21 protein-coding genes are annotated in these 22,480 nt (G+C 37.3%); 14 read left to right on the top strand and 7 right to left on the bottom strand.

Annotated features, from left to right (window positions below):
• Positions 1 to 15: 15 nt before the first annotated feature.
• Together D7Z94_RS18780 and D7Z94_RS18775 are read right to left on the bottom strand one after the other, a co-directional pair.
• The gene (locus D7Z94_RS18780; protein ID WP_120713079.1) at positions 16 to 504 is read right to left on the bottom strand and encodes a GlcG/HbpS family heme-binding protein; all 489 of its coding nucleotides are present in this window, start codon (positions 502 to 504) and stop codon (positions 16 to 18) included.
• A gap of 89 nt (positions 505 to 593) precedes the next feature.
• The gene (locus D7Z94_RS18775) at positions 594 to 1,166 is read right to left on the bottom strand and encodes a Crp/Fnr family transcriptional regulator (RefSeq protein WP_120713078.1); all 573 of its coding nucleotides are present in this window, start codon (positions 1,164 to 1,166) and stop codon (positions 594 to 596) included.
• A gap of 323 nt (positions 1,167 to 1,489) precedes the next feature.
• Between D7Z94_RS18775 and D7Z94_RS18770 the strand changes: the two genes are divergently transcribed.
• A complete protein-coding gene (locus D7Z94_RS18770) occupies positions 1,490 to 2,392 on the top strand; it encodes a LamG-like jellyroll fold domain-containing protein (RefSeq protein ID WP_120713077.1) in 903 nt (300 codons plus the stop codon).
• Positions 2,393 to 2,462: 70 nt separating this feature from the next.
• On the opposite strand, the gene D7Z94_RS18765 is transcribed toward D7Z94_RS18770, so the two are convergent.
• Positions 2,463 to 2,897, bottom strand: coding sequence for a hypothetical protein (locus D7Z94_RS18765; protein WP_120713076.1), 435 nt, complete (start codon positions 2,895 to 2,897; stop codon positions 2,463 to 2,465).
• 247 nt (positions 2,898 to 3,144) lie between these two features.
• Here D7Z94_RS18765 and D7Z94_RS18760 point away from each other — a divergent pair, with 247 nt between their 5' ends.
• Positions 3,145 to 3,918: a hypothetical protein gene (locus D7Z94_RS18760; RefSeq protein WP_120713075.1), complete on the top strand. Its 774-nt coding sequence runs from the start codon at positions 3,145 to 3,147 to the stop codon at positions 3,916 to 3,918.
• Positions 3,919 to 4,054: 136 nt separating this feature from the next.
• Here the strand turns inward: D7Z94_RS18760 and D7Z94_RS18755 are convergent, their stop codons facing one another.
• Positions 4,055 to 5,059: an alpha/beta hydrolase gene (locus tag D7Z94_RS18755; protein ID WP_120713074.1), complete on the bottom strand. Its 1,005-nt coding sequence runs from the start codon at positions 5,057 to 5,059 to the stop codon at positions 4,055 to 4,057.
• 210 nt (positions 5,060 to 5,269) lie between these two features.
• On the opposite strand from D7Z94_RS18755, the gene D7Z94_RS18750 reads away from it, so the two are divergent.
• From D7Z94_RS18750 to D7Z94_RS18740, 3 genes are all read left to right on the top strand, one after another.
• Positions 5,270 to 6,220 carry a sensor histidine kinase gene (locus tag D7Z94_RS18750; protein ID WP_120713073.1) on the top strand — a complete coding sequence of 317 codons (951 nt, stop codon included), beginning with the start codon at positions 5,270 to 5,272 and terminating at the stop codon, positions 6,218 to 6,220.
• A gap of 8 nt (positions 6,221 to 6,228) precedes the next feature.
• A complete protein-coding gene (locus D7Z94_RS18745) occupies positions 6,229 to 6,933 on the top strand; it encodes a LytR/AlgR family response regulator transcription factor (protein WP_120713072.1) in 705 nt (234 codons plus the stop codon).
• Positions 6,934 to 7,002: 69 nt separating this feature from the next.
• The gene (locus tag D7Z94_RS18740; protein WP_120713071.1) at positions 7,003 to 7,191 is read left to right on the top strand and encodes a hypothetical protein; all 189 of its coding nucleotides are present in this window, start codon (positions 7,003 to 7,005) and stop codon (positions 7,189 to 7,191) included.
• Between the two features lie 37 nt (positions 7,192 to 7,228).
• Here D7Z94_RS18740 and D7Z94_RS18735 read toward each other — a convergent pair whose 3' ends face one another.
• The 3 genes from D7Z94_RS18735 to D7Z94_RS18725 form a co-directional block, all read right to left on the bottom strand.
• Positions 7,229 to 9,145 (bottom strand): DUF3857 domain-containing protein, encoded by a 1,917-nt coding sequence (locus D7Z94_RS18735; protein WP_120713070.1) that lies wholly within the window; start codon positions 9,143 to 9,145, stop codon positions 7,229 to 7,231.
• Positions 9,146 to 9,150: 5 nt separating this feature from the next.
• Positions 9,151 to 11,058, bottom strand: coding sequence for a DUF3857 domain-containing protein (locus tag D7Z94_RS18730; protein WP_158594686.1), 1,908 nt, complete (start codon positions 11,056 to 11,058; stop codon positions 9,151 to 9,153).
• Between the two features lie 301 nt (positions 11,059 to 11,359).
• Entirely contained in the window at positions 11,360 to 14,002 is a 2,643-nt protein-coding gene (locus D7Z94_RS18725) for an AAA family ATPase (protein WP_120713068.1), read from the bottom strand.
• Between the two features lie 625 nt (positions 14,003 to 14,627).
• Here D7Z94_RS18725 and D7Z94_RS25975 point away from each other — a divergent pair.
• From D7Z94_RS25975 to D7Z94_RS18680, 9 genes are all read left to right on the top strand, one after another.
• Positions 14,628 to 14,891: a hypothetical protein gene (locus tag D7Z94_RS25975; protein WP_245967245.1), complete on the top strand. Its 264-nt coding sequence runs from the start codon at positions 14,628 to 14,630 to the stop codon at positions 14,889 to 14,891.
• A gap of 329 nt (positions 14,892 to 15,220) precedes the next feature.
• Positions 15,221 to 15,883: a peptidase associated/transthyretin-like domain-containing protein gene (locus D7Z94_RS18715; RefSeq protein ID WP_120713067.1), complete on the top strand. Its 663-nt coding sequence runs from the start codon at positions 15,221 to 15,223 to the stop codon at positions 15,881 to 15,883.
• Between the two features lie 208 nt (positions 15,884 to 16,091).
• A complete protein-coding gene (locus D7Z94_RS18710; protein ID WP_120713066.1) occupies positions 16,092 to 16,523 on the top strand; it encodes a T6SS immunity protein Tdi1 domain-containing protein in 432 nt (143 codons plus the stop codon).
• A gap of 8 nt (positions 16,524 to 16,531) precedes the next feature.
• A complete protein-coding gene (locus D7Z94_RS18705) occupies positions 16,532 to 17,008 on the top strand; it encodes a DUF4265 domain-containing protein (RefSeq protein WP_120713065.1) in 477 nt (158 codons plus the stop codon).
• Between the two features lie 261 nt (positions 17,009 to 17,269).
• Positions 17,270 to 18,220, top strand: a complete 951-nt coding sequence (locus D7Z94_RS18700) for an SDR family oxidoreductase (protein ID WP_120713064.1) — start codon at positions 17,270 to 17,272, stop codon at positions 18,218 to 18,220.
• An 8-nt stretch (positions 18,221 to 18,228) separates the two neighbouring features.
• Positions 18,229 to 19,140: a helix-turn-helix domain-containing protein gene (locus tag D7Z94_RS18695; protein WP_120713223.1), complete on the top strand. Its 912-nt coding sequence runs from the start codon at positions 18,229 to 18,231 to the stop codon at positions 19,138 to 19,140.
• Between the two features lie 3 nt (positions 19,141 to 19,143).
• Positions 19,144 to 19,647, top strand: a complete 504-nt coding sequence (locus tag D7Z94_RS18690) for a hypothetical protein (RefSeq protein WP_120713063.1) — start codon at positions 19,144 to 19,146, stop codon at positions 19,645 to 19,647.
• Between the two features lie 144 nt (positions 19,648 to 19,791).
• Positions 19,792 to 21,228, top strand: coding sequence for a serine hydrolase domain-containing protein (locus D7Z94_RS18685; RefSeq protein WP_120713062.1), 1,437 nt, complete (start codon positions 19,792 to 19,794; stop codon positions 21,226 to 21,228).
• 169 nt (positions 21,229 to 21,397) lie between these two features.
• On the top strand, positions 21,398 to 22,477 hold the full coding sequence (locus D7Z94_RS18680) for a hypothetical protein (protein WP_211341807.1): 1,080 nt from the start codon (positions 21,398 to 21,400) through the stop codon (positions 22,475 to 22,477).
• The last annotated feature ends 3 nt before the right edge of the window (positions 22,478 to 22,480 follow it).

Genomic DNA, 22,480 nt, shown 5'->3' with positions numbered 1-22,480 from the left:
TTCAGATGTACTGAACTATTTTAGAATTGATTGAACCCCCGCCTTGGCAATATCCCTGTCTTGCTCTATGGTGCCGCCGCTTACACCGATAGCCCCGACAATTTTACCGTTTTTGTTCTTTATAGGTAATCCGCCAGGAAAGGTAATTAAACCCTCATTGGAGAGTTCTATATTGTATATGGCACCTCCCGGCTGCGTTAATTCCCCCAATTTTCCAGTATCTATGTCAAAATATCTTGCTGTTTTTGCCTTCTTAATGGCTACATCAATACTCCCTAGGAACGATTCGTCCATCCGTATAAATGCCTTTAGGTTGGCACCGGCATCAACTACCGCAATGTTTACCAAAACATTGGAATCTTCGGCCTTTTGCTTTGCGGCCAGGAGTGCTTTAAAAGCATCGTCATGCGTAATGTCATGGGCTATCTGTGCTTGCCCGACGTTGAATCCCAAAATTAGGCCCAACACAATAATGCAAATTTTTGGTCTCTCAAATAAGTTCATAATTCCTTTTTTAGTTAGAGTACAAAAATTATAAACTGTTTTGAGAAAAAAATTGAACAAGTTCAACTGGCCCCTTTTGAGACTATAAATTAAGACCGTTTTTTTATTTTGCTTAAAAACTCATGGGTTATGCCGAGATAGCTGGCAATCTGTTTGTCCGTAAGTTTTGATACAATGTTGGGGTAGGTATTCGTAAAATAATGATAGCGTTCCTTTGCGGTCTGGCAATGGTTTCTAATTAGGCGACGTTGCCATGAGATCAATGCTTTTTGGGACATCACCCTAAACAGTTTTTCTACCATCGGAACCGATTCGTAAAGTGAAAGTTTGTCGGTTCTATTGATCAACAGCACCTGGCTATCTTCCAAAGCTTGAATGTTCAAATTGGAAGGGGTTTGATTCATGAAACTATCAATATCCATCAACCACCAATCCTTGGCCGCAAAATATAAGGTATTTTCATTTCCTTTGGTATCGATCGTAAAAATTCTAAAGCAACCTTCCAAAACGAAACCCTCGAATTTGAAAATACTGCCCTGTCTTAGTACGAAATCTTTCTTCTCAATAAAACTTGGATTAAAATAACTACAGATCGTATCCAAGTCAAGGTTTGAGATTTGGATGTTTTTTTTAATCTGTTGTCTTAATAAATCGTAAGCCATTATTCACCAGTGGAGTTTCTGTCATATGCACAATGGCCATGCATCGGCATATTCCAAGGTTCGTGCCTTTGGGTTATACAAATATAAAAGAACATAATTCGCCAAGTCATGCTACTTTGTGGCATTTTCAATAAAAAGGGTGTTCTTATTTTACTTTGAAGCCCTACCTACTTCCTTTTGCGCATCAAATGGACTCTCAATGGTAGTTAAGAGAAGTTTTTGGCCTTGTACGGACAAAGTCAGGTTCAATTATCGCCTATTCTCACAACCTTATGTATTAATTATGTATTTTAGGAGTTGTACCATTTTCAACATGAAAACCCATGACTAAAAGAGCTATCGTAAAATACTGGGGGCTGACGCTCCTACTATGTACTATCGGATTGACTTCCTGTAAAGAGAAAAAAGTTAAAAAGGCGGAGGCTAAAGAAGATACCTTGGCCGCCGACTTGAGAAAGGCACTTACTTTTTATGCCTCTTTTGACACCGGGGTCAACGCTGATTTTGCAAGTGGGGATTCCCTACTCTATACCGTTTCCAATAGGAAAGCCCTCGATTCTTCCAGAGTAGGCCTTCACAAACCAGATATTACGCGCCAGGAAGGAAAAGGCAAATATGGCTATGGGCTTCAATTTACCCAACGTAGTGAAGGATACATCTATTATGCCAGTGCAGGGAACATAGCGTATAGTAAGGAAAATTGGCAAGGGGCCATTTCTTTTTGGTTAAGTCTTGATCCCGCTACCGATCTGGAACAAGGCTTCTGCGACCCCATTCAAATTACGGACGTTAGTTATAACGATGCCGCCATTTGGGTAGATTTTACCGAAAATAACCCTAGGGATTTCAGATTAGGGGTCATCGGAGATCGAAATATCTGGAATCCCGAGGGATTGGAAGACGAGAACGATCTTTTTCTACCGCAACTCGTACCTGTGGTCAACCCGCCTTTTGGCAAAGGGGAATGGACACATATACTCATTAATTTTTCCGGATTGAATACCGAAAAAGGCCAAGCCTCCCTATACATCAACGGGGAATTAAAAGGGACCAGACCGGATATTTCGGATTCTTTTACCTGGGAATTGAATCGGTCCAACATCTATTTGGGACTAAGCTATATTGGATTTATGGACGATTTGTCCATTTACAATAGAGCGCTGACGGAAAACGAAATCAAGGCACTTTATTCCACGGAAAATGGGGTTAAGACGATTTTGGATTAAAAACGTTTTTTGAAACTTTGCTTTCTCCTTAATTTCTTTTCGTTAATCGGCCAACTAGTAAGATTGTAATTTATGAATCCACCTTAACGAACAAAAAACCAGCCCCGTCCCAGGGTCGTGCGTCCGAAATTAGTTCCGTATCACAAACACGGATCGAGCCATTTAAATACGCTGCATTTTTTGGTTCAATCGATATAAAGAACCCTCCATAGGATTCCAAAAACTCCCAAGTCCCTTCTTCTATGGTCTCCGAATCTTCCTTTACCGAAAATGTTCCGTCAGCGGCAAAACTAGCCATGATATTTTTGTCGGCTTCACGTATCCCCGGATTGGCACAAAGTCCGCAATCGCTTTTAGTCCATTTCCAATTTCCTATCAATCTGGCAGTGGTACGTTCAACATCAGTGAAAGTTCCGTCCGCATCACACGTTCCGAAAGAATTCTCGTTTGAAGATTCCTTTTCACATGAAACAAGGATAAAAAGTAATAGAAAAAAAATTCGCATAAAAAAGCAATTATTCCTTTTTCAATAGATACTTCCAAGGCTTATGGGTTGCTTCAAAAATTTCCTTTTCCATGACTTAAAAAAGGAGTTCAATAGACTGCAGGAATTTAAATGACACGGCATTGTCCGCTTCGTTTTGTCGAAAAGTCTTATAACCCTCTGCCTTTTAGACTGAATTTCATCGAATGTTTCCATGCTCGGACAATATGGATTTCGCTTTTGGCGTTGTCCAGTCAAAACCCAAGTTATGAGAACCCTACTTATCCTATCCTTGATTGTCATATTCGCCTTCCCTTCCTGTAGCAATGAGGAGGCTTCCTTGGAGGAACAGTTAACGGAAGATGGTACGGAACAGGAAGATGTGCAAGAGCTTAAAGAACCCGAAAATGATTGCCCTGGTTCCGTTGGTTTCGTTTTCGAGGAAAAAGACGGCATCCTATCCATTGAATTTGAGGACAACGATTTCCCGGAAGGTTGGGTATTGAAAGATGCCATTGATGGTGTTTCCGGCCAGGGTTACATGCAATGGGAGGGTGATGCCAGTATGGGCAATCCAGGTAATGGTATGATTACCTTTCCCGTTAGGATAACCGATACCGGCACCTATCGATTCACGTGGAAATCATCGTATCGAAAAGGAGATAACGGCACGGAACACAATGATTCCTGGTTGCGTTTTCCCGATGGCCAAGACTTCTTTGGAATGAAAAACGACGGCAGCAAAGTCTATCCGGGTGGTTCCGGAAAAGAGCCCAACCCAAATGGGGCTTCCAAGGAGGGTTGGTTTAAGGTGTACCGAAGCGGTAATGACAACAGTTTTAAATGGCAGGCCCGGACTTCGGACCATGATGCCCATGATGTTTATGTAACCTTTGAAGAACCTGGTGTTTATCTTATGGAAATCTCGGCCCGTTCGGACTTTCATGCCATAGATCGGCTATTGCTGCATAAAGAGGACATTTCCCAGAATGAAGCATTATCCCAGGCGGACGACTTTAGTGCCAAGAAAAGCTGTGATTAAGAAATGTACGTCCATAGACCCAAAAAGGATGGTGTTCCTATGCATCTCTTAACTGCATTCCAATACAATTCTTTCACCCATCTTAATTCAGTTTGTTCAGACTTTTAGATGGAGAAACACCATAACGGTACCCTTTTCAGTTTTTTAATTCTTCCGAAAGTTGAATTATCTCTTTACAAATAATATCGGCATTTTTCTTTTCGGTAAAAATGGTAACATGACCTCCGTCAAGGAAAAAGACTTTACCATTTGTTGAAAGATTTGCCATTTCTTCCTGCATCTCTACCCGTTCAGCTCTCATCTTTTCTGGATTAAGACCCATGCTTCTAACTGCCTTTTCATTTAAATGTGTTCCTGAGAACACCCGAATCGGCAAAGAATCGAATTCGCTTGCATTTCTAGACATCTCCACCAAATCCCTATACCATTTCTCTTCTTCCAAATAACCCCAAAGGTACTTTCCATTTAAAGTGTAATCCTGATAACGGTCGGTAACTTCTTCGGGTAGCCCGGGAGCCCAAAGTATGGATCGTTCGACTATTCTGGTATATAAATCCAAGACACCCAAATCTCCTAAAACGGCTCCTGTATAGTATATCGCGCCCATGTAACTAGGTGGTGGTGGCAAGTTGTGTCTCTCATCTATATCTGGATGTGGGGCGTCCAAAAAAACCATCGCGGCCACTTCGGTGGGGTAGAGTTGAGTAAACACGCGAATGTAGTGCCCTCCATAGGAATGACCGGCCATAATATAGGGTGGTGATTCTCCCACTTCTTTCAATAAGGTATGCAGTTCGCGCGCAATGGTTTCCGGGTCTCGCGGACCATCACTAAGTTCGCTATAACCGATACCGGCCCTATCATATCGAACTACGCGTAGACTATCCTTAAGTCCTTCACTCAACCAATAATAGTATTCGCTATGCCCACCTGCCCCTGCCTCAATGACCAAAGTAGGTTTATTGTTTTTTGCTCCAGTACTATTGATATGTAGTTTAAAACCTCCAATATCAACCAGTTCCCCGGGGGGTTGCGGTTTGGAACTGAACAGACGCAGACATAGGCCAGTTAAAATAATGAGCAACAACAATGATCCAATAAATATGCCGATCCACTTAAAGATTTTCCAAATAATTCTCATAATGATTTACAGTTTGATTATGCGATTCAAACCTAAAATCATTGAAAAGTCTCTTGAAATTATTTTGATGAACACGCTAAAAGAGGATATACTTATAGCTAAATCGTGGGCTAATAGGATTCGATCAAAAAAACATGGTGTTCGACACAAAATGTACAGTGTTGGTCAAAGAGATTATAAGACGCGTATCAATAATGCTAAGTTTGCATTATGGATGGTTTTGTTCAAAAAAATTACAAAGCTTTTATCAAAGGGGGAATCACTGTTATTTTCCTGGCTGTACTGTTTGTTATACCCCATTATACCGGTATTTGGGATAGTTCCCTTACTGTTCCGCTGTTGATTCTATTTTGGTTAGGGGTTGCTTACCTCATTTTGCCCGAATTTTTCAAAAAATATCGGATCGCCATTCTTTCCGTATACGGGTTGGTTATCGCTTATAATTTTTTCTTTTTTACTACCACACCCGATCACGTACAGGATTATCGTCTGAATTTGGTAAATTTTATGCTCCTTCCGATTCCAGTTTTTGCTGCTTTGTGGGGATATGAACAATGGCGTTGGTTAAAAATGCTAAAGGCAGATAAGGCAAGGGCGGAATTGGCTTTGCTTACAAGTCAAATCAATCCCCATTTCTTTTTCAATACGTTGAATAATCTTTATGGTTTAGTGGTAGAAAAATCCGAAAAAGCCCCGGAAGTCGTTTTAAAACTGTCCGATATGATGAGGTATACCATCTATCAGGGAAAAGAGGATTTAGTGTTATTGAAGGATGAAATCGGTTATCTGGAAAACTACATCGAACTACATAAAATCCGCTATCAAAAAAAAGTTGAAATTCGGTTTAATCATACTATTCGGGAAGGTGTAAAGGTTGCCCCATTGCTCTTTATTATTTTATTGGAAAATGCGTTGAAGCATGGTGTTGAACCATTAACGGAAAACGCCTATATCCATTTAGATCTGAAAACGCCGGGCAATCAGATATTTTTTACCATTGCCAATAATTACGACCCCAATGCTCCCCACGAAAATGCAGGTATCGGGCTCGATAATCTGAAGAAACGCCTGGCGCATATCTATCCGAATCGGCATGAATTGAAGATTGAAAAAATGGATGCCACGTATACAGCTCACTTAAACCTATTCCCAAACCCATAAGCGTGCGAATGATAACCTATTGCATTATTGACGACGAACCCATAGCACATCGCATCATAGAAGGCTATTGCAAGGAGTTGCTCCACTTACAAAAAATCGGTAACGCCTATAATCCCATTGAAGCTTCTGTAATCGTTACCCGGCAAAAAGTAGATTTAATTTTTTTGGATCTTAATATGCCCAAAATGACCGGCTTCGAGTGGCTAAAAACTTTACCAAAGCCTCCACAGATCATCGTGACTACGGCACATAAAGAATATGCTTTAGAAGGGTACGAATTGGATGTACTGGACTATCTGCTCAAGCCTTTTTCTTTTCCGCGTTTCTTAAAGGCAGTAAATAAAGTGAATGCATCGGAGCAAGTAAGTCCGGCGAAATCTCCTGGCAACCCTAACTTGGAGAACGGTCGCTTCTTCCTGAAAGGGGATAAAAAATACCATCAAATTCACACTGATGATATTCTATTTATTGAGGCCTACGGCAATTATACAAAGGTCTTTTTAACCGAGGAAATGATAGTTAGTCATGAAAAAATATCCACTTTGGAGAATTTACTACCCAAAGAAAGCTTTTTACGTATCCATAAATCCTTTGTGGTCGCCACCGATAAAATTAAGCGCATACAAGGAAACTTAATCTATCTGCAGGACTATAAGATTCCCATCGGTCAGACCTATAAGAGTAAAATCCATCATTTATTGGGTGGGAAGTGATAGTTGAGGTCTATCCATACTATGAAGTTTACTTAAACGACTGTTGTTTATCAACTTACCTTACCAAAAATGTTTCGATATGAAAAAATCATTTTGTCTAGGCAGGATTGGACTATTACCGTGGAGGAGCTAGAACTTTCAACCGATATTTGGACGGAAACCGTTGAAGTTACCTTGAACGGAAACGGCAATTCGTTGAATTTTGATTACGGTTCATGTAACGATACAGCAAACTGTATAGGTACCCTTACTTTTTAAGTTGTGTGATTCGCTCACTTTATTCAAGAGAAACGAGTTATATTTTTTCAAACAGAATGCTTTTTTTACTAAAATCAAAAGCTGAATTAACCACTTTCTTATAGGCCTCGTAATGCCCCAAGTTCATTTTCAATAAGCGATAAGCTTCACTTGCTTCTATAATGATTTTATCATGCTGAACCTCATAAGAAGAAATAAAAGAACAGGCCTCTATACCATCAATCATCACTTTTTCATTAATCTCTAAGCTTTCCATTCCACTAGGTCTGTACCCTTTGGGAATCGTAATTTCAAAATGATAGTTATAGGTATTTGGAAATCGTATCTCCACAGGATTTACCCTATCCACTTCTTGATAGAACTCAATTTGAGTCCCAATAACCCTTCCAATGTTAAACAACAAATCATCATCTCCAATTTCCTCTACCAAACTTTCTGCAGTATAGGTCCAATTGATTTCAAATGTGGTATTATCTGTAATTAGTTCTAGATTTTCATTTGCAACATCAAACTTTATAATTTCAGCATCTTCAATGCCCGACGTAGCGGTGATATTCTTGAACTCATTGTAATCTTCTTTGCTAAAGTATTTGTGAGCACCGCGCATATTAGAGGCTTTATAACCCGAAAGCTTTTGCTGACACTGTACCCATCCCACTTTGTGTTCATTAATTGCCAATGTAAAATTCCGAATTGTTTGTGTGTGCTCGACCGGTGGTATGGCTATCTCTTCAAAACGATAATTATGATCAGTTACAAAAAATCCTGTATTGGATATATACTCTAGAGGTGCATAATCCAATCTGGAATTTACATGGCTTGGCACAATGTATTTTTCATTCTCCGGAAAATAAATCAATAATTCCTGAAGGTTAAAACTTGAATAGAACGACTCATCAAATTTATGATGATAACGATTAGAAGTTAAAACCAATTCATAAGAAATACCGTAATGATTGAATAAGGCAGTATATACTTTAACTATGCCTTGTTCCGTGGCTTGTTTTTTGGCTATGATTGTACTGAGATCATCATATTCGGGAGTATTACCTCTTACAATATGGTATCTATTGTGCACATAGTTCGAGATCGTATTGATAATACCATTGTCATCGTCAGCTTTGTACTTTTCAAAATCCGCAACCAAGGTTTTTATTTTTCTAGACTTTATCTTTATATAATTACGCTGTAATACGTTTTTCAAGTTTTCCCACATCCCATTGCCATTGGTGCCTCTTACCACGTAGGATACTTTCATCCTGTTGGCATCCGGGGTAGCAGACTCCTCGTCTATCATCGCAGGGATATTATTGACCGTTGCCGTATAAGCCTTTTTATTACCTTCTACAACTTTTCTGGTAAACTCTGGGAAGCCATTATAGGGCTTAATCTCCGAGATAAGTGAAGTCGGTCTCCTCAAAATAACTTCCGCCTTCTTTACCTTGTAATCTTTTTGGACAACGACGCTACCTACGGAACTAATTTGCCTTTCCAAAGTATAAATGAATTCCAATTGAGAATTTTTAGTAACTCCTTCCATTGCAAAAATTTTAAAATTCCCATAGTTTTTCACATTCTTGAGTTCTTTAATATTCGTTTTATTGAGTAATTTAACCTTCCCATCCTTAGTTAGTACCCTTGCTTTGATATCTACTACTCTGCGTATATTCCGTATAGGAATATAAACCCGATTATGCCTTTTCACTCCTTTTTCCGTATTCACGCGTATAATACTATGTTTGGTTTCAAATAATTTATAAGCATTTCCCAGAACTGGCTTGTAGTACTGAATTAGATATTTTTCTTTGATTGCCACAGAAGACAAGGTTTCATCTTCGGAGTCAATTTCATGATATACAGGATTAACCTCCCAATCATGACTTTTGTAAAGCTGGGTATACAAATTGCTGGAAAAAAGAACAAATAGAATGAAAAGCTTGAAATTGTCTAACATAAGCCCTAGGTTTTGGGATGAAGGATAATGTTTTTTTTGTTTGCCCTGAGTAGGGATTTTATAAATGTATTCCAGTTTGGAATGGCTTCGGAAGTTACTTTTAAAGTATTCACTAGAATTTCCTTCCGAATAATAATCTGATCGTGTTGTTTTTTATAAGTGATATTGAATTCAAAATCGTCACTTTCAAAGTTGTCATCATCCGGTAATGAGCCTAAAACATATCCATCTGGAATATGTATGACCGTGTGAAAGGTTTTATGGTATTTGTAATCAATCTTTTTGTCATAAATCCTACGTTCGTCCTTTACCAGACTATTTATTAAATAACGGTCTAAATTCGGTTTTATATACAACTTATTATTAATCCTTTTTATATACCCCCGAGTTTCAGAATCAAAAGAAATTGAAAGGCTATCCCGTTCTCTCTCCAAATTTTCGTAGTTGATATCTTTAAATGATGTCTGCTTCGTTCCTATTCGAAGGTTCTGATATATGAAATCAAGATCTTCCTCACTTTTGTTTTCAATTTTGTGCATAATTTCTAACTTCTCATATCCCCATAGTTTAGCTGAATGCCGTCCACTAAGTTTTTCATCCTGTATATGTAGTACGCTGGAAACACGGATACCGTTGTTGGTTGCAGCAACTTCTGGAACTTTTTTTATAGAGTAGGTAAAAGGCGATATCCCAATTAGTGCCTCCTTTCCTTGAATAAAAGGTGAAGGATAGCCATAGGCCAAATACTTGGCCGTTGCATCTAGGTAAACCGTGTCCTTATTTGGTGTTACTACCGTGGTAATCATATGGTTGTCCGTAAAGGGGGTAGGAACTTCTTCATAAGAATACGGTTTGGCCCTAGTACCTATCCAGGTCAAATATGAATCAATTCCTGCATACCGCAACATTTCGTTAAGGATGTTGGCCATATCCTTACAGTCACCATACTTATTTCTATATATTTGAATCGCATCTCTTGGAATAAATCCGTTTAGCCCATCTTCGAATGCTATGTAGTTAATTCTGTCCTGGACGAAATAATAGATTTTTTTTATTTTTTCTTCTTGTGTATTAGAGTTTTGCACCAAAGCATTAGTAATACTTCGGAGTTCCTCCTGTTCATCCTCGTTTATCCTGGAAATCAAGGATCTGTACCATTGATACAAATCCTTTGTATTCTTTAAAATTGAAATGGTCTCTCCCCGATGTTTATAGGAGTGAACATAAATAATAACCTGAGGAATATAATACAGTGGAGAAAAATCATAATATCGGTCAACCTCGGGAACTTCATTCAAAATCCATGAGTAGGTTGTAATCCCATCTTCACTTTCTTCTTTGAAGTTTACATCGATAGTGTTTAAATTCAGTTCATGAAAAGCGACTTTGACATGGTTGGGAAAACTCACGGAAACCCTCGCTTCTACGATTGGGGTTTTGCTCCAAAAAATAAAGGGTGGAATAAAATGAGGATCTTTGATTCTCATTCTATAGCTTAAATCAGTTATCGAATTTTTGGTTACATTCGAATAGATAACCTTCTTTTCTTTTTGATCATTAAAGAAAACATTGTTTAGCAATACATCCTTGTCTAAAAAGTTAGTAACCGGATAGTATTTTATCTTTCCATTCTCTAAATTTTGGGTATTTGCGCTTATGGCCGTAATCTGATTGAACGTGTTGTAACTAATCTCATCCTCAGTAAATTTTAGTGTGTTTGTGGAAAGGAAAAGATTTTTTTTACGGACGTTTTGGGTAATTATCAGTTTTCCTCTTGATTCTCTAATCTGAATTCCTTTCTCTAGCTCCAATGTAATAACATCTTCGCCCGGATAACTTTCGTCATAGTTAGTCGCTTGTGCAAAGCCCGCACATACCGTTAAAAAGAATAGAACCAGAAGGGGGAATTTCATTGAGTTCATAATCCGAATAACGTGAGAAAATAAGAAATATTTTGCTTCAGTAAAACTAGATGGACCGGGAAGCATAAACATCTGGATCTAAACTTACAACTCTATTTCATTCAAAAATTTATAATATAGCTTTAGATATTATTCTTTATCATGATTGTTTTCTTTGATCTCCTCCCACATTTAGGAATCGGCCCATGTGATTGTTCCCAAACTGTTTTTGCTAGGAACCTATCTTCCGGAACGCTACAAAAATCGGACAGCAATCCTGCGCTAATTAATAATGCGTTGGTCTAGAAGGAAATTAAAACAAGTCGAAATTTCCATTTAACACATATTCCACTTTACCGGTTTGCCAACGGTTTTTCAAATCTTTGATCACTGGTGATTTGTCCATTCTATAGCGTCTTACAACTTTTGAAATACCGGATTTTGAAAATCTGGTCAAAATTCCCGTAGTATTAATTGACCTATGATCTTCATTGGTCATGGTTATTACACTTACATTAATCCTTGTCTTGATCATGTCCTTTTCCTTGGAACCTCGGTTTTCAAAAACGTGATAGCCAGATTCTGATTTTAAAAGCGAATATGCTCCAAAACCGACGATCGAAAAAATAAAAATGCATTCTCCTGACTCAGATGATTCTTTTATCAATTCCATTTTCATACCTCTATGCTTTGACCAAGAACTGTACATATTCTCAATTTTCTTTCCATGCTCCCTATCAGACTTTTTGTACTTAATTCTTATCAAAGCATCCTGAGGCTCTTTATTTACATAGGAATTCACGGCCTGATTTAGTAAATATAGGCGCTGCGCTAGTTTCCTGATTAATTTGGAATCATAGGAAAGTCTTTCTTTGTTGCGTCCCTTCAATCTTTCCAATAAACTGGTCGTGGTTTCATAAGCACTCTCAAATCGATCTATAAATTCTATTTCTGATAGTATTTCATATCGTTCCGGTTTGGACCAAAATTCGGTTGAGCCCATCTCTCCTAGATAATCCTCTTTAACTTGTAACAAATGCTCTTTGGAAATAACCTTTTGTAATTCTATCAATCTTCTTTCAATCAGCTTAAACTCGGACAATACTCCTTTGGGATTGGCTACTATTTCTTTTAAATTAAGTACTTTGGATTGGGCCTCTTGCTTCTCAAGTATCTGTTTTTTCTGATTCCACGTAAAATCAGGCTCATCAGGGTCGATGAACTCCACTTTGAGTTTTTGCTTAGCCGGACTAACCAACAAGAATTGATTCCCTTTTGGATAATCGTGATTGACTATGGTTACCGCCAAAGGAGCCAAAAGGAATTTTTCTATTGCTCTCTTCAAAGGCCTTGCCCCCAAAGAACTCGAAAAACCCTTTTCCAATAAAAACTCCAAGGCCGAATCTTCAAAATCCAATTCCCAAGCCCTTCGCCGAAGTCCCCTTCTTGCCAAAACTTTTCCCAGTTCATTTTTAAGGATTTGTTTTGCGATCGCTTTGGTCAAAGGATTGAACATGATAATCTTATCGATTCTATTGACAAACTCCGGCCGAAATGTTTGGTTGATCGCCTTGAGCATATTGCCATCGATCCGTTCATCCTCAGAGGTATTGAATCCTACTCTATTGGTCACGGGCAGACTGGCGCCAATGTTAGACGTAAGAATGATAATCGAGTACCTAAAATCTGCGATGGATCCCCTTTGGTCCGTTAGCCTTCCGTCATCAAAGACTTGAAGGAAAAGATCCCAAATGTTTGGGTGTGCCTTTTCAAATTCATCAAGTAGAATGACCGAAAAAGGTTTTCTTCGTATCGTATTTACCAAAGCCGTATTCTCTGCAGTATCCGAAGCATCTCCCAAAATTTTATACATAGATTCCTGGGTTTGAAATTCGCTCATGTCAAGACGTATAAGCTTGTTCTCCGAACCGAACAGATATTCCGCCAATGCTTTGGCCACTTCTGTCTTTCCTGTTCCGGTAGGCCCCACGAACAGAAAAACTCCTGCCGGTCTACTTGGATCGGTCAATCCGGCCTTTATCATGGCTATTCTTTCTATTATGGTATTCACCGCGTCCTCTTGACCAATTACCTTTTGTGAAAAGTGGTTTTTAAGATGTTCAAGGTCCAATTTCTCGGTATCGTCCAGAATCTTTTTGGGTAATCCGGTGATGTTTGAAAGGGCGTCTAAAAAGTGGGCCAATTGAATCCTTTTGCCTTCTTCACTTCCTAATTGAATAAGCTTTTTGGTTTGCTTCAGGAGATCGAATAGACATCCAGGATTTTCCTTAAAGGAAAGATACTGATTGGATAAAAAGAATACTTCATCCAAGTCCTTTGCAGAGAAACTATCCCATAGTCCATTCTTGTCATCCTTTTTAATCCATTCACTGGCCAAAGCGAGTGTATTTTCCTTGGATAATGGGCTTATCCGTACAATTTCAAAACAACTTAGTATCTGTGGCCGAAATTGAATGACCTTTTCTAAACTGTTTGTGTCTACTTCACCGATAATTTTTAATTCCCCACTTTCTACAAAGGGTAGAATTTGATCTAATATACTTACGGGGGAGTATTCGTGTCTACCCCCATAGTATAATTCCTGAAATCGAGGAACAATCCATAAATTCTTTTTGCCATCCGTCAGTTCGGAAAGTACATTTTGGATACTTTGTTCCAAATCCCCAATGTATCTTTGACCAGCCATAATGTTACCAGCCGTTGCCGTGAAAATAAACCAACCATGGGCTTTCAGTTTTTTGGACACTAGATTTATAAGGGCAGACTTGCCCACGCCCTTATCTCCAGATACTAGGATAGACTTTGGACTGGAATTAGTTAGGTAGGCATAAATGGAATCTACTGCATCACTAATAGCTTCACTATCCACCATGTTAGCTGGTACATCTTTTTTAGTCCATATTTTGCCTATTCCTTTAAGATAGTCTTCGTCCATAATCCATAATAAAAGTTGAATCTCAAATAAATGAAATTAAATAGAGCCAAGCAAAAGTTATATTGGTTGTAGGTCTATCTAAAAAAGCTATAAATGTTGAGAGAACCAGAGCGGGTTTGGCATTTACCTGCCCTTTGTGGAAAAGTTTTGGAAACCTCCAAAATGAATGGATAAGAAAAATCTACAAAAAGCTGTATTTTGAAAGGTGTATTTTACGAACGGAGGTACGTACATCTGTAGAGGAATGGTGTATAAAGATGTATTTTATAGCTATATAAACAAGTTAGCAACAAGCTAAAAAAATGGATAATTGGTGGCTGAAATCTTATAGTATCGAAATAATTGGAAGTTTGGTAATATTCTTTATAATTGGTATAGCTGGAATTTATCGTTATTTCTTTTAAAATAGACTATGACTTCTCGGACAATAATAACCGTTTTATCAATAACTCTTCCTTTAATTGGAGCAGGAATTGGCTATCTAATCAAGAGTAATATTGAAAAGAAAAAAGAGCTTACAAATGAAATAACAAAAGAGAGACGTGAAATTTATCAGTAATATGTTAATTTAATAATCGGAATTTTTGCCAATACAAAAGAAAATAAAAGGAATAACCCGAATAAAATGTTGACAGACCTGTACGAGTTTTATAAAAAATATGTGCTTTATGCATCTCCAAAAGTTATAATTGCATTTTCAGATTATTTTCAATTTATGTATCAGCAAAATGAAGATGAGAAAACGGACTCAAAACAGCACCTTTTGTTGATGACCAAAATTATGGTAGAAATGAGGAAAGACCTTGGACTTAAAAATAAGGACCTTGGAAAAAATGGACAAAAATTAATGAGGGCATTAATTAAGGATTACGATGTTATCATTGGATAGAAAGAAAAAGCCAGTAGCTAACAATACTAATAGCAAATAGGGCAAAAATGTCTGAATCTAAAGGCTTGGGTGCGTTTGCTGAGTCCGCAAAATCTTTTGGATTTGGCAATTAAAAGATAAAAATAATTACAAAACAAAAAGCTCTGGCTAAGTGCACAGACAGAAAGGAAAAGTTCCCTTGCCTGCCCTACTTGCCATAGCCGAACCGTTGGCAACAATATTGAAAGACGAAATTGAGATTTAGAATAACTTATTACTTCTTATTCTTTTTTTGCATTTTTTCCGCATCTGGACAACAGACTTTAAGTGGTAGGACTGTCGACCAATTTTTGGAAACTGCAATTGGAATAACGGTATTTAACAAAGACACAATTGAAATTGAAAAGACTGACCTTAATGGTTATTTCCAAATTGAACTACCAAAAGAAACGGATAAACTTATTTTCGCAGGACTTGGCTATGAATGGGCAACAATTACAGTTCCAAAGGAATGTGAAACACTAGAAATAATCTTGTTTTTGGCTGCCACCTATGATTTCATGTCACCTAGAAAGGTTGATAGGCTTCGTAAAAAAGAATTTGATAAATTACCCGAGTTACACTCTCAAGCCTTCCAGAAAGGACTTTTCAAAACCGAAAAAACTTGTGTTAGCCGAAGGTTTGAACCTGACTTTCCAGAACTTGACGAAATTCGTCGACAACATAAATTGACCAAGAAACAGATTAAAGCAAAATTTAAAGAACTTGAAATCGGAGATACTGTAAAAGTGCCGTCAGAGTCTTGGTCAGCATATACAGATAGTACCGCCTTTGGTTGTCTTGTTACAGGAACGATAATTGGAAAAAATAAGAAAAAGCGTGGTTACAATTTGATTTTAAAAGTGAGTAATAGCCTTTGCGAAAATGGACAAGCTACATACAATGGAAAAAAAGTAGAAATTGGAGAATCTATTACACACAATATGAAATATTTCAAAATAGTAACCGAATAAATACTGTTGCCAACACGGTGTATAATTCATTGCTAGATTCTTACTAATTTTAAAACTAATAACCATTTAATCCGCCACGGTAGGGGGAAAAGCCGGCCAGACTACGTTTTTAACTATGTTGTAAGGGGAAAAATAAAAACTGCGACCCAACAATTGCCATAACCCATTAAAACGGGCCATAGCTTTAGCGTTGTGCCTAATTGAAAAAATGATTGCTGATATAAATAAAGCCTGGAATTGGAAAGGATTTAATGCCATTGAACTTATTCGTACAAATGATTTCGGAAATGTAATTTTCAAAACAGATAAGAACGAATATTGGAGAATCTGCCCTGAAGAAGTGACTTGTTTAAAAATAGCGGAAAATCAATCCGATTTTGAGCATTTATTGGCTGATTCAGAATTTATTGAAGATTGGGAGATGGCAAATATTATTGAATCAGCAAAATCAGTAGTAGGCGAATTACAATCAGATGAAAAATACTGTCTTAAAATGCCAACTCTAGTAAGCGGACAATATGAAAAATCGAATTATGGAAAAGTCCCATTCAAGGAATTAATTTTATTTTCTGGAAGTTTAGGAAAACAAACGGAAAACTTGAAGGATGGACAAAAAGTGAAATTTAAATTCAAGAAATAGAAGCATTAATGGAAGAAGTCAAACAAAAGAAAGTTTTATTCAAATACCATAGCAATGTTTTGGACGAGTTGACTGTGGAAACAATGTGGGCAGAGGAAATTGACAAAGAAAATGGAATCTACAAACTGGACAACATTCCGTTTTATGGACCACTAATTGCGACTGATGATGAATTTTATGCGGAATTTGACGAATCGGAACAAATGCTGACTTACCAAAAGACAATAAAACACTCTGGAAACTCAATTGTTTTAGTCATAATAACTAAAAACGGATTTGACAAAGAAATTATACGAAACCGATTTAAGGAATTGAATTGTACATCCGAAGGAATGAACGACTCTTATTTTTCAATGGAGATTTTAAAAGATGTAAACTATTCTGAAATCAAAAAAATATTGATAGAATATGAGAATGATGGAGTTTTAGAATATGCCGAACCGTGTCTTTCGGAAAAGCATCAAACGGATTTAAAAAACAACTAGACACAATAATGGCTATAAGTAATTGCTAGTTCTCGCCCACTTCCGAAAATCCTCACGGATTTTCAGCTTTGTGTATACCTGCCTGCGGCAGGCGGGCTTGTAAAATTAATCCCTAAAACAAGGAACTAACCATAGCCGAGATCGCTGTGTGTAATTATGACAAACCAAAAAGTATACAACATTCGAAAATCCGTATAAGGAAACAAGACTGCCTATAACCGACCTTTGTCCTATTCTTTTAATCTTTAAAAGAGGAACAAAATGAATACAAATCAGTTTGGTAAAAAAGGTTGGACACCGGATAGAATTGGAAATTTGCATGGAAAAACATACGTGATAACAGGCACTACAAGTGGAACGGGATTTGAAGCAACAAAGATATTGCTGTCAAAAGGAGCAAAGGTGGTAATGCTTAATAGAAACCCAAAGAAAGTTGAAGAAAGCATTAAAACATTAAAACTAGAACTTGGAAACCCTATAGAAGTTTTAGCAATTAAAATGGATTTAGCAGAACAAGCTTCCGTAAAAAAAGCGGCCGAAGAAGTTATTAAAAATGCACCTAAAATTGATGCTCTAATTTGCAATGCTGCAATTGCCCAAGTACCAAAACAAACGCTTACTGTTGATGGCTTTGAAAGTCAGCTTGGTGTAAACCACTATAGTAATTTCTTGTTACAGGCCCTGCTTTACCCACGAATTGAAGCATCAAAAGGACGAATAGTTGTGGTAGGTAGTATGGGTTATAATTTAGGGATTAAAACCATACAGTTTGACGATATGAATTGGAATAAGAATTATAATCCCAATGCTGTTTATAGCCAAAGTAAATTAGCACAAATTATGTGTGTTTACGAATTACAGGATCGCTTAAAAGAAGTCGGAAAATCCGATGTAAAAGTGTATGCCTGTCATCCAGGAGCTTCCCGAACATCATTGATTAGAACAAGCGGTAGTATATTGACTCGATTTGTTTGGCAACTTATAAAATTGTCACCGTTTGTACAATCGGCTGAAAAAGGTGCTTACCCTCAATTGATGTGTGCAACAGAATCAAATTTAGATCAAAGTAGTTTTTACGGTCCAACAGGAAGGAACAATTGGACAGGTCCAGTTGGAGAACATAAATTAGAGCCACACGCAAAAGATAAAGCCATTGCCAAAAGACTTTGGAATCTTTCCGAAAAAGAAACGGGTGCAAGGTGGAATATCTAAATTTTGGTATGCAACATTTTAAAACTTTAGTATCATATCTAAATTATTTAGAACTACCTCGACCAGAACATCCTATGTTGAGTGTATTTAACTCAAAAGGTGATGGTAACTTGCCTTGCCCAAGAGAAAGTTCACCACCAATAATGAATGATTGTTATTCCATTAGTTTAAAAAAATATGTGAAAGGAAATTTAAATTACGGACGTACAAAATACGATTTCACTAATGGTGCTATGATTTTCATTGCACCAAGACAAGTTTTACAATGGGACAACAGTGTGGTTTTTGAGCAAAAAGGCTTTTCAATAAACTTTCATGAAGATTTTCTGAAAGGAACTGAACTAGCGCAACAAATAAAAAAATATGGGTTCTTTTCTTATTCAATAAATGAGGCATTACACCTTTCACCCAAAGAAGAAAAGCAAATAGAATCAATAGTAAACAATATTGAAATTGAATATCAAAACAATCAAGATGCCTTCAGTAAAGAAATCATCATCTCTCACTTAGACACGTTATTGAAATATGCCGATCGATTCTATGAAAGACAGTTTTTAAACAGAAAAGAATTATCCAACGATTTGTTAGAGCAATTTAATCAGTATTTATCCGAATATTTTGAATCAGGACAACTGCAAGAAAAAGGTATTCCAAGTATAGAACAAATCGCTGATAAAATGTCTATTTCACAACGTTACTTAAGCGATACTCTGAAAAAAGAAACAGGTAAAACCACAATGGAACATTTACACTTGCATTTAATCGATGAAGCAAAGAATATATTATTACAGCCAAATAAGAGTATTTCAGAAGTGGCGTATGAATTGGGATTTGAATATCCACCTTATTTTTCTAGGTTATTCAAAAAGAAAGAAGGTATAAGTCCAACGGAATATAGAGGAAAATACAAATTAAATTAGACCATGGAACTATTAAAGCTAGCTACAGAATGGGCGAAGGCCGAAGTCTTCTCAACACGTTTCTTCATCTTTTTTGCAATTTTATTTTTAATCGCCAGTATCGGATTTTGGCAGTTGGGAAAAACGGATTTGGCAAAGGCATATATCATTCCAACCTTGGTAGCAGGTTTATTGCTTATGACAATAGGACTTGGTTTGTTTTTCACAAATAAATCAAGGATTACCCAATTTGAAAATGCGTTTAAGGCAGATGCATCAGCCTTTTTTCAGTCCGAAATTGAACGTTCTGAAAGCACAATGAAAGAGTACACAGTTGTATTTAAGATAATTCCAGTTTTAATTATCATAGCCACATTACTAATTTTATTTATTCATACTCCAACTTGGAGAGCAATTAGCATTATAACAATTGCTATGTTGATAGTTATCCTATTAGTTGACGGAACTGCACACGCAAGAATTGAAGCCTATCATAAAGCATTGGAGTTGGTGGATATAAAAAAATAACTACATGCAACAATGTTGTAGGCAATAGCAGTTTGAATGCTTACTCGAACCGCTTTTGATCAAATTAAAGTATATTATAATCTGAAAAGTAGTCCTTAAAATTCACTACGGCTCATATACAAAACCATTTGCAGCATTGTAAAAATGAAACGAATAGTATTCATACTCCTTACAATATCACTTCAATATTCCACTGTTCATGCCCAAGGTATGGTGCATCAAATAATCAAGGAAAGAATAACGTCCAAAAAAATTCCGGGAATGGCCTTTCTGATCGCAAAAGAAGGAAAAGTAATTGAACAGGGGTATTATGGTAAGGCAAATCTAGAAACAGATACGGATGTAACCAATGAATCAGTTTTTGCCATAGCCTCTATGAGCAAAACATATACTGCAGTCGCGATCCTGTTAATGGCGGAAAAAGGATTAGTAGATTTAAATGATACTATCACGAAGTACATACCCGAAGCACCCGACTCTTGGGGTTTAATAACCATTAAACATCTTCTAACCCATACCTCTGGTTTGGTGGATGATTGGGCACTTTATGACTGGAATAAATCAAATCAATTGTTCCTTCAAACGCAAACCGGTGGCCTATTCCTGAAGCATTTGTTTGCCCAGGAATTACTTTTCAAACCTGGTTCAAGCTACTCTTACTCCTGTGGCCCGTTTGTGCTGGGACTTATTATCGAAAGAGTAACAGGAGAGCACTATGGACAATTTCTAAAGGAAAACATTTTTGTTCCCCTAAATCTGACAGAAACCTATGTAGACAATCCATACAAGATAATACCAAACCGGGTTTCGGGATATTTCAATTATGATTCCAATACGTTAAATAGTGGAGTCTCTGGCTTAGGCAATGGCCTATTAATTGCCCCAAATGCATACGGACGAGCGGATGTTGGTATTCGTACAACAACAATGGACGCAATGAAATTTTACAATGCCCTACTTTACAATGAGCTTATTAGCGAACCATCAAAAAAAATTATTTTCGAACCATCTACGCTTAACAATGGAGAATTTGTTCCAACTGGCGCCGGTTTAATGAACTGGCCTTTGGGTGGCATTGCCATATCCGAACACAGTGGTGGTTTCAGAACCGGATTTAGTAGTCAAGTCATTGTTATACCAAAGCACAGATTCGTAGTTATCGTCTTAAGCAATTTATACGGTGGAGCTAATTTTTCGCTAGCACAGGAAATCGCATCTGTATACTATCCACAATTGCAACAATTATCAAATAAAACACCTGTTACGGATGAAGAAACGAAATTGACAAATATTCATTTGAATTTCTTTCAAAACATAAACTCGAATCAAGAGAATGAAAATGTTAGTAAGTCATTTCCTTTTTCTTACCACTCCAAAAAAGTAAAAGAATCGATTTCCAAAACCAAGTCAATTGTCTATTTAGGAGAAAAAAACATTCAAAAAGAAGAAGTAATTTTTTTTAATGAAAAAATCCACACTTTAAAATACTATAGATTGAACAGTATTAAAACCCTATTTACTACGGTTTATCTTGATGAGAACGATAGCATAGTTTTTTTTGATTACCCCGAGACCGAATGAATGCAAAAAACGACCGTCAAACTTGTATTTAGGCAACGGCGGTTTAATTGACTAAACCAAAACATAGGTAAAAGGATACTACAAGCCTGAAAAAATTGTTATTGGTAATGCGCAACTAATCATACACAAAACCGTTAGTTATACTATTGTTAGTAACAATACTATACGAATGAAGAATACCATAGTTGCGACTTTAATTATATGCCTTCTCACCCACTGCTCCAAGGATGAGCCGGGTGTTGAAATAGCATCGGACAGGGACTTTAAGATGGGATTTACCACATGGAGTTATGGGCCCAATCTGCAGGATGTAAATGACACCTATTCATTTATTGGAGGTAATGCCGATATATACGCTGAACATATAGATAACAACATTCCTTGGAATGCATGGATCAACGACCTGGCATTACCATCGGAATTCACCAACGAAATGATTGGGCGCGCCAACAGAAAAATTTCCGAAAAATCCTTATTGCTTTCCGTCAGCTTATTGAATTCGAACAGGGATGAACTGGCCTCGGATTTTGACAATACGATACCTGCCTACGATAACCTTGATGATACTCATATCAGGGAGGCGTATTTTAAGCATATCAGCTACTTATTGGATGCATTTGCACCGGATTATCTGGTTATCGCTATTGAAGTCAATGAGCTTCGGCTTAGGTCTCCAGAAAAATGGGACTCCTATACCAACTTGATTTTTGATGTTAAGACAAGAATTAAGCAGTCCTACCCTGATTTAAAGATTTCAGAATCAATTTCATTACATAATTTGTACGAACCCGAAGTTTCAGATCCGCAAACCTATATTGGGGACATCATGGATCATGTAAATCAAAATGACTTTGTCGCGATCAGCTTCTACCCTTTTTTGAAAAATCTAAGCTCAAAAACCGAGTTCCAGGAGGCGCTGGACTTTTTACACAGCCAAGCCGTCCCTCCGATTGCCTTTGTAGAAACCGCCCATATTGCAGAAAACTTAGTGATTCCAAATCTAAATGTATCCATTGACGGCAATGAAAACGAACAAAACGTTTATCTCGAAACTTTGTTGGAGCATGCCGACACCCAAACTTACGAATTCATTATTTGGTGGGTGCACCGGGATTATGATGCCCTTTGGGAAACTTTTCCCGCAGAAGTTAAGGATCTTGGACAGCTATGGAGAGATACCGGTCTTCTGGATGAAAATGGAATGGAAAGGGCTGCTTTTTCCGTGTGGCAAAACAATCATGGAAAATAATTA

This window comes from Ulvibacterium marinum, assembly GCF_003626755.1.
Taxonomy (GTDB): domain Bacteria; phylum Bacteroidota; class Bacteroidia; order Flavobacteriales; family Flavobacteriaceae; genus Ulvibacterium; species Ulvibacterium marinum.
Note: the sequence above shows the minus strand (reverse complement) of the source record. Positions and strands in the feature narration are given on the sequence as shown.

Bases quoted from the DNA above. Each gene is read 5' to 3' on its own strand.
- D7Z94_RS18705 (WP_120713065.1), top strand. From the start codon at position 16,532: ATGGAAGAAGTCAAACAAAAGAAAGTTTTATTCAAATACCATAGCAAT.
- D7Z94_RS18730 (WP_158594686.1), bottom strand. From the start codon at position 11,058: ATGAAATTCCCCCTTCTGGTTCTATTCTTTTTAACGGTATGTGCGGGC.
- D7Z94_RS18765 (WP_120713076.1), bottom strand. From the start codon at position 2,897: ATGCGAATTTTTTTTCTATTACTTTTTATCCTTGTTTCATGTGAAAAG.
- D7Z94_RS18690 (WP_120713063.1), top strand. From the start codon at position 19,144: ATGGAACTATTAAAGCTAGCTACAGAATGGGCGAAGGCCGAAGTCTTC.
- D7Z94_RS18740 (WP_120713071.1), top strand. From the start codon at position 7,003: ATGTTTCGATATGAAAAAATCATTTTGTCTAGGCAGGATTGGACTATT.
- D7Z94_RS18680 (WP_211341807.1), top strand. From the start codon at position 21,398: ATGAAGAATACCATAGTTGCGACTTTAATTATATGCCTTCTCACCCAC.
- D7Z94_RS18735 (WP_120713070.1), bottom strand. From the start codon at position 9,145: ATGTTAGACAATTTCAAGCTTTTCATTCTATTTGTTCTTTTTTCCAGC.
- D7Z94_RS18725 (WP_120713068.1), bottom strand. From the start codon at position 14,002: ATGGACGAAGACTATCTTAAAGGAATAGGCAAAATATGGACTAAAAAA.
- D7Z94_RS18685 (WP_120713062.1), top strand. From the start codon at position 19,792: ATGAAACGAATAGTATTCATACTCCTTACAATATCACTTCAATATTCC.
- D7Z94_RS18745 (WP_120713072.1), top strand. From the start codon at position 6,229: ATGATAACCTATTGCATTATTGACGACGAACCCATAGCACATCGCATC.
- D7Z94_RS18780 (WP_120713079.1), bottom strand. From the start codon at position 504: ATGAACTTATTTGAGAGACCAAAAATTTGCATTATTGTGTTGGGCCTA.
- D7Z94_RS18775 (WP_120713078.1), bottom strand. From the start codon at position 1,166: ATGGCTTACGATTTATTAAGACAACAGATTAAAAAAAACATCCAAATC.
- D7Z94_RS18700 (WP_120713064.1), top strand. From the start codon at position 17,270: ATGAATACAAATCAGTTTGGTAAAAAAGGTTGGACACCGGATAGAATT.
- D7Z94_RS18770 (WP_120713077.1), top strand. From the start codon at position 1,490: ATGACTAAAAGAGCTATCGTAAAATACTGGGGGCTGACGCTCCTACTA.
- D7Z94_RS18710 (WP_120713066.1), top strand. From the start codon at position 16,092: ATGATTGCTGATATAAATAAAGCCTGGAATTGGAAAGGATTTAATGCC.
- D7Z94_RS18695 (WP_120713223.1), top strand. From the start codon at position 18,229: ATGCAACATTTTAAAACTTTAGTATCATATCTAAATTATTTAGAACTA.
- D7Z94_RS25975 (WP_245967245.1), top strand. From the start codon at position 14,628: ATGTTGACAGACCTGTACGAGTTTTATAAAAAATATGTGCTTTATGCA.
- D7Z94_RS18755 (WP_120713074.1), bottom strand. From the start codon at position 5,059: ATGAGAATTATTTGGAAAATCTTTAAGTGGATCGGCATATTTATTGGA.
- D7Z94_RS18750 (WP_120713073.1), top strand. From the start codon at position 5,270: ATGGATGGTTTTGTTCAAAAAAATTACAAAGCTTTTATCAAAGGGGGA.
- D7Z94_RS18760 (WP_120713075.1), top strand. From the start codon at position 3,145: ATGAGAACCCTACTTATCCTATCCTTGATTGTCATATTCGCCTTCCCT.